This is a genomic window from Burkholderia perseverans (genome assembly GCF_022870505.1).
In the GTDB taxonomy this organism is placed as follows: domain Bacteria; phylum Pseudomonadota; class Gammaproteobacteria; order Burkholderiales; family Burkholderiaceae; genus Burkholderia; species Burkholderia plantarii.
Window position 1 is genome coordinate 225,771 of record NZ_CP045093.1, and the last position, 12,471, is coordinate 238,241.

12 protein-coding genes are annotated in these 12,471 nt (G+C 71.1%); 9 read left to right on the top strand and 3 right to left on the bottom strand.

The window, feature by feature from the left end:
• Nucleotides 1-9 precede the first annotated feature (9 nt).
• Genes sctP through sctU form a run of 3 tightly spaced genes read right to left on the bottom strand, consistent with a single transcriptional unit; the run spans nt 10 to nt 3,851 of the window.
• On the bottom strand, nt 10-669 hold the full coding sequence (gene sctP, locus BpN12_RS01005) for a type III secretion system protein SctP (RefSeq protein WP_246793431.1): 660 nt from the start codon (nt 667-669) through the stop codon (nt 10-12).
• The gene (gene sctV / locus BpN12_RS01010) at nt 666-2,771 is read right to left on the bottom strand and encodes a type III secretion system export apparatus subunit SctV (RefSeq protein ID WP_246793432.1); all 2,106 of its coding nucleotides are present in this window, start codon (nt 2,769-2,771) and stop codon (nt 666-668) included. The genes sctP and sctV overlap by 4 nt, the downstream gene beginning before the upstream one ends.
• 21 nt (nt 2,772-2,792) lie before the next feature.
• The gene (sctU, locus tag BpN12_RS01015; protein WP_246793433.1) at nt 2,793-3,851 is read right to left on the bottom strand and encodes a type III secretion system export apparatus subunit SctU; all 1,059 of its coding nucleotides are present in this window, start codon (nt 3,849-3,851) and stop codon (nt 2,793-2,795) included.
• A 464-nt stretch (nt 3,852-4,315) separates the two neighbouring features.
• Between sctU and BpN12_RS01020 the strand changes: the two genes are divergently transcribed.
• From BpN12_RS01020 to BpN12_RS01060, 9 genes are all read left to right on the top strand, one after another.
• Nucleotides 4,316-4,900, top strand: a complete 585-nt coding sequence (locus tag BpN12_RS01020; protein WP_246793434.1) for an HrpB1 family type III secretion system apparatus protein — start codon at nt 4,316-4,318, stop codon at nt 4,898-4,900.
• Nucleotides 4,901-4,931: 31 nt separating this feature from the next.
• Nucleotides 4,932-5,318 carry a type III secretion protein HrpB2 gene (locus BpN12_RS01025; RefSeq protein ID WP_246793435.1) on the top strand — a complete coding sequence of 129 codons (387 nt, stop codon included), beginning with the start codon at nt 4,932-4,934 and terminating at the stop codon, nt 5,316-5,318.
• Nucleotides 5,319-5,365: 47 nt separating this feature from the next.
• The gene (gene sctJ, locus BpN12_RS01030) at nt 5,366-6,208 is read left to right on the top strand and encodes a type III secretion system inner membrane ring lipoprotein SctJ (RefSeq protein WP_246793436.1); all 843 of its coding nucleotides are present in this window, start codon (nt 5,366-5,368) and stop codon (nt 6,206-6,208) included.
• Between the two features lie 19 nt (nt 6,209-6,227).
• Entirely contained in the window at nt 6,228-6,968 is a 741-nt protein-coding gene (locus tag BpN12_RS01035) for a type III secretion protein HrpB4 (protein ID WP_246793437.1), read from the top strand.
• Nucleotides 6,953-8,080 (top strand): type III secretion system stator protein SctL, encoded by a 1,128-nt coding sequence (gene sctL / locus BpN12_RS01040; protein ID WP_246793438.1) that lies wholly within the window; start codon nt 6,953-6,955, stop codon nt 8,078-8,080. The genes BpN12_RS01035 and sctL overlap by 16 nt, the downstream gene beginning before the upstream one ends.
• A complete protein-coding gene (gene sctN / locus BpN12_RS01045; RefSeq protein ID WP_246793439.1) occupies nt 8,077-9,429 on the top strand; it encodes a type III secretion system ATPase SctN in 1,353 nt (450 codons plus the stop codon). Before sctL ends, sctN begins: the two co-directional genes overlap by 4 nt.
• A complete protein-coding gene (locus BpN12_RS01050; RefSeq protein ID WP_246793440.1) occupies nt 9,426-9,950 on the top strand; it encodes a type III secretion protein in 525 nt (174 codons plus the stop codon). The genes sctN and BpN12_RS01050 overlap by 4 nt, the downstream gene beginning before the upstream one ends.
• The gene (gene sctT, locus BpN12_RS01055; protein ID WP_425306275.1) at nt 9,947-10,780 is read left to right on the top strand and encodes a type III secretion system export apparatus subunit SctT; all 834 of its coding nucleotides are present in this window, start codon (nt 9,947-9,949) and stop codon (nt 10,778-10,780) included. The genes BpN12_RS01050 and sctT overlap by 4 nt, the downstream gene beginning before the upstream one ends.
• 227 nt (nt 10,781-11,007) lie before the next feature.
• Nucleotides 11,008-12,447, top strand: a complete 1,440-nt coding sequence (locus tag BpN12_RS01060) for a helix-turn-helix transcriptional regulator (RefSeq protein WP_246793442.1) — start codon at nt 11,008-11,010, stop codon at nt 12,445-12,447.
• Nucleotides 12,448-12,471 lie beyond the last annotated feature (24 nt).

Genomic DNA, 12,471 nt, shown 5'->3' on the forward strand with positions numbered 1-12,471 from the left:
GGAATCGGATTACCAGACGGTGAGTTCGATGTCGCGGAGTTCGCCCCACGCGCGCAGCGTGTCGGCGAGCTCGCGCTCAAGCATCGTGCTGTGGGTCAAGAGTAAGTCGCGCGAGGCCGGGTCCTGCGCGTCGAACCGAAGTCGGAGACTGAAACGCGAAAGCGACAGCGCGAGCCGCGTATGCGGCAGCAGCGCGGGATCCAGCGTCATCTGGGCTTCCCAGTTGCCGGCACTGGCGATGGCCGGGTCGCCGCAGAACGCGGCGATCTCGCGCGTGAGCACGCCGAGCACCTTCAGGTACTGCTGCTGGTGCATGTAGACGGCCGACACCACCGGCACGGCGGCGCGCTCGACGCGGGAGCTCAGGCTGTCGCGCGCGTCCTCGGTCGCGAGCGGCAGCGGGGCCGCGGGCGGCTCGGGCGGCGCGGCGGCGCTCTCGTCGGGCGCCGTGCGCGGGTCGAAGTAGAGCGCGATCTCGGCCTGGCCGGCCGGCTCGTCGTCGGGCGCCTCGCGGCCGCCCTGCTGCGGCTGGCCGCGCGCGGGCAGGCGGTGCGGCGAGCGGCGCGCGGCCAGCGACGCGTAGTCGAAGCGCCGCTCGCGCGCGCCGCCCGGCTCGTCGGCGGCGGTGCCGGGGATGATGCGCGCGGCGCGAGAATCGATGCTCGTCATGCGGTCAGCGTCACGCGGCCGACGGGCTTCAGCTCGACGTGCTCGCCGAGTTCCTGGTACGAATAGACCGACAGCCAGCCGAGCCGCGATTCGATCATGCGGCGCACGTAGCGGCGGATGTCCATCGAGGTGACCAGCACCACGCCCTCACGCGGCGCGGCGCCCACGAACGACTGGATCCGGTCGATCAGGAACGCGGCGTCGTTGGGCGGCAGCGCGAGGAAGTTGCCGGTCGGCGTCTGCTTGATCGCGGCGCGGATGTGCTGCTCGGCCTGCATGTCGAACAGCACCGCCGAGAGCTGCCGCTCGCCCTTGGCGGCGCGATGCGCGAGGAAGCGCGAGAGGTCGCCGCGCACGTACTCGGTCAGCATCAGCATGTCCTTTTCCTTGGCGCCCCAGGCGATCAGGCTCTCCATGATCGAGCGCACGTTGCGGATCGACACCTGTTCCTCCAGCAGCCGGCGCAGCACGTCGGCGATCCGCTGCGGCGGCAGCACCTTCTGCACCTCGGCCACCAGGCCCGGCGCGTCGTGGCTGAGCTGGTCGAGGATCCACTGCACCTCCTGGATGCCGAGGAACAGCGTCGCGTGGCGCCGCATGGCGGCCACGCAGGCGTGCGCGATGATCTGCTCGGCGCGCCACACCGGCGTCTTGGCCGGCACGCCGCGCTCGTCGATCCAGCGCGTGGGGGTGCCCGCCGAGTCGAGCGACGGGCCGTCCTCGGTCTTCTCGGCGAGTGCCTGCAGCTTGTCGGCCGAGGCCGCCGCGACCTCGGCCGGCAGCAGCCGCGTGTCGGGCAGCATCGCCTTGCCGGTCGGGATCGTCACCATCAGGTGCGGCACGTCGTGGATCAGGATCTCGAAGGTGGCGATCGGCAGCGCCGCGTGGATCCACATCGTGATGCCGGGGAACGGCAGCCCGAGCGCCTCCTGCAGCGCCGCGCGCTCGGCCTCGAACGCGGCGTCGAGGACCGGCATGGCCAGCTTCGCGGCGAGGTCCGGCGAGATCCGCACGCCCACCGCGCAGGCGAACTGCGGCGCGCGCGGCAGGATCGGCGGCACCTCGGTCTTGGCGCCCACGCGCTGCATCGAGGCGAGCGTCTCGGCGCCGCCGTGCTCGCTGTCGCGCGACGAGGGCTTCTTGACCGACAGCCGGTAGCCGGCGAACGACAGCGCCGCGGCCAGCAGCACGAACAGCAGCGACGGGAAGCCCGGCACGATCGCGAAGCCGAGCAGCAGCACCGCGGCGAAGAACAGCGCGCGGGCGCTCGAGCCGAGCTGGTGGCCGATCTCGTCGCCGAGCGAGCGCTGCTTGGTCTGGCGCTCGTCGGCCACCCGCGTGATCATCACGCCGGCGGCCACCGACAGCAGCAGCGACGGGATCTGCGAGACCATCGCGTCACCGACCGACAGCACCGAGAAGCGGTTCGCCGCGTCGCCGGCCGACATGCCGTGGTAGGCCACGCCCACCGCGATACCGGCCAGGATGTTGATCATCGTGATGATGAGGCCCGCGATCGCGTCGCCCTTCACGAACTTCATCGCGCCGTCCATGCCGCCGTGCAGCTGGCTTTCCACCGCCAGCGTGGCGCGCTTGCGCTTGGCTTCCTCGGGCGTGAGCAGGTTCGCGCGCAGGTCGGCGTCGATGCTCATCTGCTTGCCGGGCAGCGCGTCGAGCGTGAAGCGCGCGCCCACTTCGGCCACCCGCTCCGAGCCCTTGGCGATCACGATGAACTGCACGGTGGTGATGATCGCGAACACCACGAGACCCACCACCAGGTTGCCGCCCACCACCAGCTTGCCGAAGCTCTCGATGATGTTGCCGGCCTCGGCATGCAGCAGGATCGACTTGGTCGAGGCGATGTTCAGCGAGAGCCGGAACAGCGTGGTGAACAGCAGCAGCGACGGGAACGCCGAGAGCGCCGAGATGTCGGGCACGTACATCGTGATCATCAGCAGCGTCACGCTGATGGTGATGTTCAGGCCGAGCAGCATGTCGATCAGCAGCGGCGGCAGCGGCAGGATCATCAGCGAGATGATCGCCACCACCAGCGCGACGATGCCGATTTCGCCGCCGGCGGGGAGTTTCAGGGACTTCAGCATCGTGGCTCCGGCTCTCGGCGGTCAGTGTTGCGTGTCGCTGCGGGCCGCGCCGATCGAATCGACCCAGCGCAGGATCGCGGCGATGGTCTCGAACAGCGCGTCGGGGATCGGCTCGTCGAGCCCGACCTTGTAGAGCGCGCGCGCCACCGGCGGGTTGCCGACGATCGGCACCTCGGCCTCGGCGGCGGCGCGCCGGATCGCGGCGGCGGCCTCGTCCATGCCCTTGGCGATCACCACCGGCAGCGGGTGCTCGTCGGGCGCGTAGCGCAGCGCCACCGCGTAGTGGGTGGGGTTGACCACCACCACGTTGGCGCGCGCCATGCGCGGCGGCGGCGCGTTGGCCATCTCGCGCGCGATGCGGCGGCGCTCGCCCTTGATCATCGGGTCGCCCTCGTCGTTCTTGTGCTCGCGCTTGATCTCGTCCTTCGACATCTTCATCTGCTTCATGAACAGCATCTTCTGCAGCTTGACGTCGGCCGCGCCCACCAGCACGAAGATCACCGCGGCGATCATCATCAGCTTGAGCAGGATGCCCCAGTACATCGCCGAGATCTCGGCGAGCGGCTGGTAGATCGCGCCCGAGACGAGCGGGATCAGGCCGCGCACCACCACCCACATCACGGCGAAGATCAGCGAGGCCTTGACGACCATCTTGACCGTCTCGATCACCGTCTTCATCGAGAAGATCTTCTTGAGCCCCTCGCCCGGGTTCAGCGCGTTCAGGTTCGGCATCACCGGCTTGAACGCGATCTGCAGCCCGACCTGCATCGCCGAGCCCATCACGCCCGCGAGCGCGGCGGCCAGCGCGAGCGGCACCACCGCCAGCAGCGCGATGCCGCCGAACCGGTAGAGCCGGTCGAACATGTCGGGCAGCGCGTGGTCGGTGGTGACGAAGTCGAGCGCGCTGACCACCAGCTGGCGCATCGAGTCGCGCAGGTGGGCGCTCGCGGCGATCACGAAGCCGATCGCGGCCAGCATCGAGATCGCGTCCGCCAGGTCCGAGCTCTTCGACGCCTGGCCGTCCTTGCGGGCGTCGCGCAGCTTCTTGTCGGTTGGCTCTTCGGTTTTTTCGTCGCTCATCGCTCGGTGCTTCGTCGCAGACGCGTCGGCCCGGGGGCGGACTGGGTGGGCGGGGTGGCCGCTCGCGCGCGGCTGGGCGCGGCACGGAGCGGGCCGGTCGGACGAAGATAGCCGCGCGAGGGGGGCGGCAGGCCCCCCGACGCGAATCGGGCGCTGCGCATGCGAAGTCTCGCGCGGCGGCGCGGATCCGGGGCGCGATGGCGGCCCGGCCGGGGCCGGCCGCGGCGCGGCAAAACCGTTGCCCGGCGCGGCTTTGCGCATTTCGTGCCGATTTTGTGCGCGCGCCGCGGGCGGCGGGCGCCGGTGCCCGCCCGGCGCCGCTCCGGCACCTTTCGGGAGGCTTCGTTTTCGGTGCGTTCGCTTCGCATCGCGCACCGCGCGGGTCACGGCCGGTTGCTAAGGTTCCGTCGTGCGTCCGATCGACCCCGAGCGCGGCGCGAAGAATACCGCCAGGAGAATGCGCGATGACCAACGCCACACCCGATTACCTGAACTGCAGCCCGGAGATCGTCGGAGGACTGATCGAGACGGCCTCCGATGCGCTGTTGCAGACCTTCCCGAAGGTGTCGGTCGATCCCTACGACATCGAGCTGATGCTCGACGCGCTGCGCGTGCTGCGCCCGAAGGTGCCGGAAATCCAGATGCTCGACGGCATCCTGCACATGGTCCGCAACCATTGGGACGACGCGATCCTGGTGCTGCGCGAGGTCAGCGAGAGCGCGCCGCGCTTCGCCTACGCGAAGGCGCTGCTGGCGTTCTGCCTGTCCACCAAGGGTGACGCGGACTGGAAGATGGTGGCCAACGAGGTGCTCGAAGGCAACCCGACGCGCGATACCGTCTCGCTGGTGAAGGCGCTGCATGCGCGCGAGGAACTCGTCAACGCGGTACAGGCGAGCCGCAACGGCAGCACCTTCATCACGCCGGCCTCGGTCGACGAACTGAACGAGGAACTGGCCGCCCGCGGCGACAAGCCCGACGTCGCGCCGGTCAGCCAGCCGCCGTCGGCCGGCATCGAATCGCTGCCGTTCGGCGTCGCGCTGCGCGCCTGAGCGCCTTTCCTTCCCCGCACGGAGAACGCCGATGACCGCCATCGACCATTCCGCGGCGCTGCGCGCGTCGCTCGAAGCCCTCTCGAAGCCGGAAGCCGCGAGCGGTTCGCCCGCCGCGGCCGACAAGTTCAAGGCGCTGATGGAAAAGCCGTCGATGGCGCCGCCGCACGCCGAGCAGAGTCATTCGCTGGAGGTCGCCTCGAAGCTGGTGGCGGCGCAGGACGCGGAACTGCAGCGCAGCGTCACCGACGCGGCCGAGTTCATGCAGCGCGCCCCCGAGATGAACCTCAACGAGATGAACGCCGGTTCGATCCGCCTCACCTACGAGCTGGCCAGCACGCAGCTCGACATGGAAGCGAAGATGGGCGTCGTGAACGCGTCGAAGTCGTCGATCGAAACGCTGATGAAAAACCAGTGACCCGCGGCGCCCGCAAGCGCCGCGCGGTCAGTCGCGGAAATTACGCCATGTCACAGTCACGGTCCGGATGGCGGCGCGCGTCCGTCGCGGGCGTGTTCGCGCTCTGCGCGCTGCTCGCCGGTTGCAAGAAGGAGCTGTACGGAAACCTGTCCGAGCAGGACGTCAACGAGATGGTCGTGGCGCTGCTCGAGAACGGCGTCGACGCGTCCAAGGAGACGCCCGACGCCGGCAAGACCTGGACGCTCGAGGTCGACGGCGACCAGATGGTGCGCGCGATGGAAGCGCTGCGCTCGCGCGGCCTGCCCAAGAGCCGCTTCGACAATCTCGGCGACCTGTTCAAGAAGGACGGCCTGGTCTCGACGCCGACCGAGGAGCGGGTGCGCTTCATCTACGGCATGTCGCAGGAGCTGTCGTCCACGCTCTCGAAGATCGACGGCGTGCTGGTGGCGCGCGTGCAGATCGTGCTGCCGAACAACGACCCGCTAGCGCAGACCATCAAGCCCTCGTCGGCGGCAGTGTTCATCAAGTACCGGCCCAATTCCGACGTCGGCGCGCTGGTGCCGCAGATCAAGACGCTCGTCATGCACAGCGTGGAAGGGCTCACCTACGACCAGGTCAGCGTGACGGCCGTGGCGGCCGATCCGTCCGATCTCGCGCGCCAGCCGAGCCAGCCGCAGGGCGGCCTGCCGGTGGTGTGGATCGTGAGCGGCGTGGCCGGCATGGTGCTGATCGTGGCGGCGGCGCTGCTGGTGGTGCTGCGCCGGAAGCTGCCGCAAGGCGACGGCCAGAACGGCGGGGCCGCGGGCGGCGACGCGCAGGAGCCGGCCGGCGGCCTGCGCGGCAAGCTCGGCGCGCTGACATCGCGGCTGCGTCCGCGTCCCGCGAACTGAACGGCGCGCCGCGAACCGCATGGCGTCCGCCGCGTTCTATCCTCCGCAGCGTGTGGTCGCCGCGTTGACCGGCTATCGCGACAACCTCGACAGCGCGGCCCTGTGGGCCGACGCGTCGTGGTCCGCGCTGCCCGACCACGGCTGGCGCGACGCGCTCGCGCGCGCCTCGGCCGCCGCGCGCCGCGCCTGCTCGCATGCGTTCGCGCGCGCGGCCGGGGTGCGCGAGCCGCCGTTCGGCGCGTTCGCCACGGCCGCCGTGCTGGGCCTGGCCGGCAGCGCGCCCGGCATCGGCCCGAAACCGAATCTGGCGCTGCTCGACGCGCTGCCGATGGCGCAGGCGCTGGCCGTGCTGCGCGTGCGCTCGCTGTCGTTCCGGCGCGCCGAGGTGCGCCGGCTGATCGACAAGCAGACGCGTTCGCGGCTGGCCGAGTGGACCGGCGTCCACCCCGACGCGATCGCGCAGGACCCGCACGCCGCCGACGCGCCCGACGTGGCTCACCTGACGATGAAGACCGGCCTGCCGCCGCTCGCGCGGCTCGACGCGACCGCGATGGCCGCCGAGGGCTGGCTGCTGCTCGCGCGTGACGCGGGCGGCGCGGCCGAGTCGCGTCCACCGTCGCTGACGCGGCTCGCGCTGCCGCGCGCGTTCGCGCCGCCGGCCTCGCTGCCGGCCGCGAGCGGGCTGGACGCGGCCGGTTCCGTGCGCCTGTTCGCGCGGATGCCCGAACTGATGCCGGAGGTTGCATGGCTATTTGGTTGAGCCGTCCGCAGGACGCCCATCACCAGCCCGACGAGAGCGTGCTGCACGCGCGCCTGGGCGCGGCCGCCGACGTGCTGCCGCGCGAGATGTTCGGCGCGCTGGTGTCGCTCGAGGACGCCTACGCGGCGCTCGCCGCCGATCGCGCCGCGCTGATCGAGGCGGCCCACGACGAGGCCGAGCGGATCGTCGACGCGGGCCGCGAGCAGGCCGGCGAGATCCTCGACGCCGCGCAGCGCGAGCGTGACGACGCCGCGCGCGCCGGCTACCGCGACGGCTACGATCGCGCGCTCGGCGACTGGATGGACCGGCTCGCCGACGTCGCGCACGCGCAGAACCAGCTGCAGGTGCGCATGCGCGAGCGGCTCGCCGACATCGTCGCCTCGGCCGTCGAGCAGATCGTGCGCACCGAGAACCGCGCGGCGCTGTTCGAGCGCGCGCTGGCCTCGGTCGAGCGGATCGTGGACGGCGCGACCTACCTGCGCGTGGCCGTGCATCCCGACGATCTCGACAGCGCCAAGGACACCTTCGACCGGCTCGCCACGCGCTGGCGCGAACTGGGCCGGCCGATCCCGATGTCGGTGGTGGGCGACAAGCGGCTCGCGCCCGGCAGCTGCATCTGCGAATCCGATTTCGGCGCCGTGGACGCGAGCCTCGACACGCAGCTGCGCGCGATGCACGGCGCGGTGTCGCGCGCGCTCAAGCGCACGCTGGTCGAGATCGAGGCCGCCGCGCCCGAGGACGGCGCGGCCGGCGGCGATCCGTATGGCGGGCAGGGCGACGGGCAGGGCGGCGCGTATCCGGCGGCCGGCGACGATCCCTACGCGGCGTCGGACGCCTATCCGCCCGCGGGCGGCGCGGATCCGTATGCGGATCCGTACGCGGCCCCATCAGCCGATCCGTATGTGGCGCAGGGCTACGTGCCCGACGCGCGCCATCGCGATCCGCCACCGGCCGCGCAAGGCTACGTGCCCGACGAGCGTCATCGCGACCCGCCACCGGCCGCGCAGGGCTACGTGCCCGACGCGCGCCACCGCGATCCGCAGCCGGCCCCGGCGCAAGACGATCCCTACGCGGCGCCGCGCGCGCCGGCCCACGGCGGAGGCGGCCGATGAACGTTTCCTGGCTGTCGCGCACCGACGATTTCGAGCGGCTGACCGACGCGATCGAGCGCGAGATCCTCGCCGTGCCCGCCGTGGCGCGCACCGGCAAGGTCATGGAAGTGGTCGGCACGGTGATCAAGGTGTCCGGCCTCGACGTCACGCTCGGCGAACTCTGCGAGCTGCGCGCGCCCGACGGCACGCTGCTGCAGCGTGCCGAGGTGGTGGGCTTCACGCGCGACGTGGCGCTGCTCTCGCCGTTCGCGCGGCTCGAGAACGTGTCGCGCGCCACGCAGGTGATCGGCCTCGGCCGGCCGTTGTCGATCCAGGTCGGCGACCAGCTGCTCGGCCGCGTGCTCGATGGCCTCGGCGACCCGATCGACGGGGGCCCGCCGCTCGATTCCGACGACTGGCGCCCGGTGATCGTGCAGCCGCCCGACCCGATGAAGCGGCGCATGGTGGATACGCCGATGCCCACCGGCGTGCGCGTGGTCGACGCGATGATGACGCTCGGCGAAGGGCAGCGGATGGGCATCTTCGCGCCGGCCGGCGTCGGTAAATCGACGCTGATGGGGATGTTCGCGCGCGGCGCGGCCTGCGACATCAACGTGATCGCGCTGATCGGCGAACGGGGCCGCGAAGTGCGCGAATTCATCGAGCTGATCCTCGGCCCGGAAGGCATGGCGCGCTCGGTGGTGGTGTGCGCGACCTCGGACCGCTCGTCGATGGAGCGCGCCAAGGCCGCGCACACGGCCACCGCGATCGCCGAATACTTCCGCGACCGCGGCCTGCGCGTGCTGCTGATGATGGATTCGCTGACGCGTTTCGCGCGCGCCGGCCGCGAGATCGGCCTGGCCGCGGGCGAGCCGCCGGCGCGGCGCGGCTTCCCGCCCTCGGTGTTCGCCGAGCTGCCGCGCCTCTTGGAGCGCACCGGGATGGGCGCGACCGGCTCGATCACGGCGCTCTACACGGTGCTGGCCGAGGACGAGACGGGCGGCGACCCGGTGGCCGAGGAAGTGCGAGGCATCCTGGACGGCCACATGATCCTGTCGCGCGAGATTGCGGCGAAGAACCAGTATCCGGCGATCGACGTGCTCGGCAGCCTGTCGCGCGTGATGTCGCTGGTGGTGCCCGACGCGCACACGCGCGCGGCCTCGCGGATTCGCGAGCTGATGGCCAAGCACCGCGAGGTGGAAGTGCTGCTGCAGGTGGGCGAATACCAGCCCGGCCAGAACCCGCTCGCCGACGAGGCGATCCAGAAGGCCGACGCGATCCGCGCGTTCCTGTGCCAGCGCACCAGCGACTACGCGCCCTACGAGGAAACCGGCGCGCATCTGCACGAGCTGTCCGGGGTGAGCGCATGAGCGCCGAGGCGCGCCTCGCGCGCGACCGCCGCGCGATCGCGCTGAACCGCGCGAGCGACCGCCGCCGCAAGCAGAACGACGCGCTGCGCGCGCAGCTCGTCACGCAGCGCGCCGCGCTCGCGCAGCGCGAGGCCGAACTCGTGGCCGCGCACGAGCAGGTGGAGCGCGACCTGGCCGCCGTGCAGTCGATCAACGACCAGATCGACGCGATGATGACGGGCGCGGCGCCGTTCGTGCTCGACGATTTCAACGCCTGCAGGATCGTGCTCGGGATCGCCACCGAGCGGCTCTACGCGAGCGAGGAGCAGGTGGAGGCGGCACGCCGGGCGGTGGACGACGCGGCCAATGCGATCACCGAAACCAACCGCGCGATCGCGCGCAATCTCGGCAGCGTGGACGCCTGCCAGCAGCGCATCGCGGTGATGCGGCGCGGCTACCAGCGCGCCGAGGACGACGCGGCCGACGACGAGGCCGAGGACGGCGTGCTGGCGCGCCGCGCGCGCGACAAGGCGGCCGCTTGAGCCCGACGCTGCAGGTCTTGCCCGACATGACCCGTCTCGTGATGGGTTACCTGACGCTGATCGGCGTCTCGTCGGTGCGCCTGTTCGTGATCATGACGATCTTCCCGCCCTCGGCCGACGGCGTGCTGCAAGGCCCGGTGCGCAACGCCATCGTGCTGCTGTTCAGCACCTTCGTGGCCTACGGCCAGCCGCTCGCGTTCGCCGAGGGGCTGCACGGCGCGGCGCTGGTCGAGATCGGCCTGCGCGAGGGGATGATCGGGCTGGTGCTCGGCTTCGCGGCGTCATCGGTGTTCTGGGTGGCCGAATGCGCGGGCTACTACATCGACGACCTGACCGGCTACAACAACGCGCAGGTGCAGAACCCGCTGCGCAACGAGCAGGCCACGCCCACCGCCACGCTGCTGCAGCAGGTGGCCACGGTGGCGTTCTGGAGCCTCGGCGGCATGACCTTCCTGCTCGGCACGCTCTATCAGTCCTATCAGTGGTGGCCGCTCAATTCGCCGACCATCGACGTGTCGAACGTGCTCGAGGCGTTCGCGATGAAGGAGACCGACACGCTGATGCAGCAGGTGGCCAAGCTCGCCGCGCCGGCCGTGATGATTTTGTTATTGATCGACTTCGCGTTCGCGTTCGCGGCGAAGTCGGCCAGCAAGCTCGAACTGATGGGCCTGAGCCAGCCCGTGAAGGGCGCGGTGGCGGTGCTGCTGCTCGCGCTGTTCGTCGGCGTGTTCGTCGACCAGGTGCGCGACCAGCTCACGCTGACCGCGTTCACCTCGCAGTTCCAGGCCTGGGCCGACGCCGCGCGCGACGGCGCCGCTCACACAAAATGAGTTTTCACGGGCCAAAACTACCGCGTGCGTTCGGCACGCCGGCAAGAACTTCGCCTGAGCAATCATGAGACTCGCACGAGGCCGCGCCACGCCGTGCGCAAATCTCAAATCGGCATCATTGCTGAAGATTGCTCAGCCAAACTGAGAGTTTGAAAACGAGGCCCCGACTACATTGCTCGAACTGCGCCGCGATCCGGTGCCCAGGCAACAGCAAGGAGAGTCGCTTCATGTTTTCGATGCTCTATTTCCCGGTCGTGTCCGCGCTTGCCGCGTCCGACGAGGATGCCGGTTCCGGCATCGCGGCCCGTGCGGTCGATTCGATCCTCGACGGCGAATTCGCCGCCGCCGTGCAGCAGTCGGGCCGCCGTCTCGACGAGTCGGCGGCAGGCGTGAGCGCGCAGGATCTGCAGTGGCACGCCGATCTGCAACTGGTGCTCGGCTTCGATGCCGAGGCCGAGGATGCCTACCGCCGCGCGCAGCGCCGGATGCGTGCCTCGAAGGCCGAGATCCGCGTCGCGACCTGCCGCAACGCCGCGTGGCAGGCGCTGTTCCGCCATCGCATCGGTACCGCGCTGGCCTGCTTCGCACGCGCCGCCGACGAGGCCGAGGCGCACCCGGCGCGCCGCATCGAGGCGCGCATCGGCATCGCCTGCGCGCTGCACGAACTGGGCCGCACGCGGGAAGCGCTCGACGCGCTCGACGAAGTGGTGGCCACCAGCACGCGCTGGCGCGAGCTGGTCACCGCGCTGCGCTTCGACCTGGTCGCGCAGCACGAGCTGCGCTGCGCCAACGCGCTGCAGGATCACGTCTACTGGCGCTCGGCCGCGCTGGCGAGCCCGGCCGCCTACGTGCCGGCGCCGCGCATCGGCTTCGCCGAGGCGCTGCAGGCCGCGGCCGGCGTGCGCGCGCCGCTGCTGGCCGCGCGCGTGGCCTACCTGCGCGACCTGCGCAACGTGACGAGCGGCGACCGCGACGCGATCGCCAACGTCTGCGCCTATCTCGAACGGATTCGCGAGCAGGGCTTCGCCGACTACCAGCGCGCGGTGCGCCTGGAGATCGCGCTGGCCACGTTCGTCGGCGACGCGCCGCACGTCGCGCAGAGCATCGTCGAGCCGCTGCACCAGGGCGTGCGCGGCTCCGACACCGGCCACCGCCAGCTCGAATATCTCTACTGCGCGGCCAAGCTGCGCGAGACCCAGGGCCGCGCGCAGGAATCGCTGCAGTGGTACAGCCGTTACGCGCTGGTGGCGATGCAGTGCCTGCGCGAGGATTCGCACGTGCGCACGCCGGCGCTCGACCGCCAGCCGAAGGCCGCCCCCGACGACGTCAGCGCGCGGCTGCCCGCCAAGTACCGGCGCGCCTATCGCTACGTGCTCGACAACCTCGACCGCGCCGACCTGTCGGTGCGCGAGATCGCCACCCAGATCGGCGTGACCGAGCGCGCGCTGCAGAGCGCGTTCAAGAGCTGCCTGGGCCTCTCGCCGAGCGAGCTGATCCGCACGCGCCGCATGGAGCGGATCCGCGAGGCGCTGATCGACCACGCCGACGCGGGCGACCAGCGCGTGCTCGAAACCGCGCGCCGCTGGGGCGTGCAGAGCCGCTCGACGCTCGTCACCGGCTACCGCAAGCAATTCCGCGAAGCGCCCTCCGAGACGCTCGAACGCTGACCCCGCTTCCCCCACCTTTCTTCC

Excerpts from the sequence above, each read along its gene's own strand:
- BpN12_RS01020 (WP_246793434.1), top strand. The coding sequence starts at position 4,316 with ATGACCAACGCCACACCCGATTACCTGAACTGCAGCCCGGAGATCGTC.
- BpN12_RS01035 (WP_246793437.1), top strand. The coding sequence starts at position 6,228 with ATGGCGTCCGCCGCGTTCTATCCTCCGCAGCGTGTGGTCGCCGCGTTG.
- sctL (WP_246793438.1), top strand. The coding sequence starts at position 6,953 with ATGGCTATTTGGTTGAGCCGTCCGCAGGACGCCCATCACCAGCCCGAC.
- sctN (WP_246793439.1), top strand. The coding sequence starts at position 8,077 with ATGAACGTTTCCTGGCTGTCGCGCACCGACGATTTCGAGCGGCTGACC.
- BpN12_RS01025 (WP_246793435.1), top strand. The coding sequence starts at position 4,932 with ATGACCGCCATCGACCATTCCGCGGCGCTGCGCGCGTCGCTCGAAGCC.
- sctJ (WP_246793436.1), top strand. The coding sequence starts at position 5,366 with ATGTCACAGTCACGGTCCGGATGGCGGCGCGCGTCCGTCGCGGGCGTG.
- BpN12_RS01060 (WP_246793442.1), top strand. The coding sequence starts at position 11,008 with ATGTTTTCGATGCTCTATTTCCCGGTCGTGTCCGCGCTTGCCGCGTCC.
- sctP (WP_246793431.1), bottom strand. The coding sequence starts at position 669 with ATGACGAGCATCGATTCTCGCGCCGCGCGCATCATCCCCGGCACCGCC.
- BpN12_RS01050 (WP_246793440.1), top strand. The coding sequence starts at position 9,426 with ATGAGCGCCGAGGCGCGCCTCGCGCGCGACCGCCGCGCGATCGCGCTG.
- sctV (WP_246793432.1), bottom strand. The coding sequence starts at position 2,771 with ATGCTGAAGTCCCTGAAACTCCCCGCCGGCGGCGAAATCGGCATCGTC.
- sctU (WP_246793433.1), bottom strand. The coding sequence starts at position 3,851 with ATGAGCGACGAAAAAACCGAAGAGCCAACCGACAAGAAGCTGCGCGAC.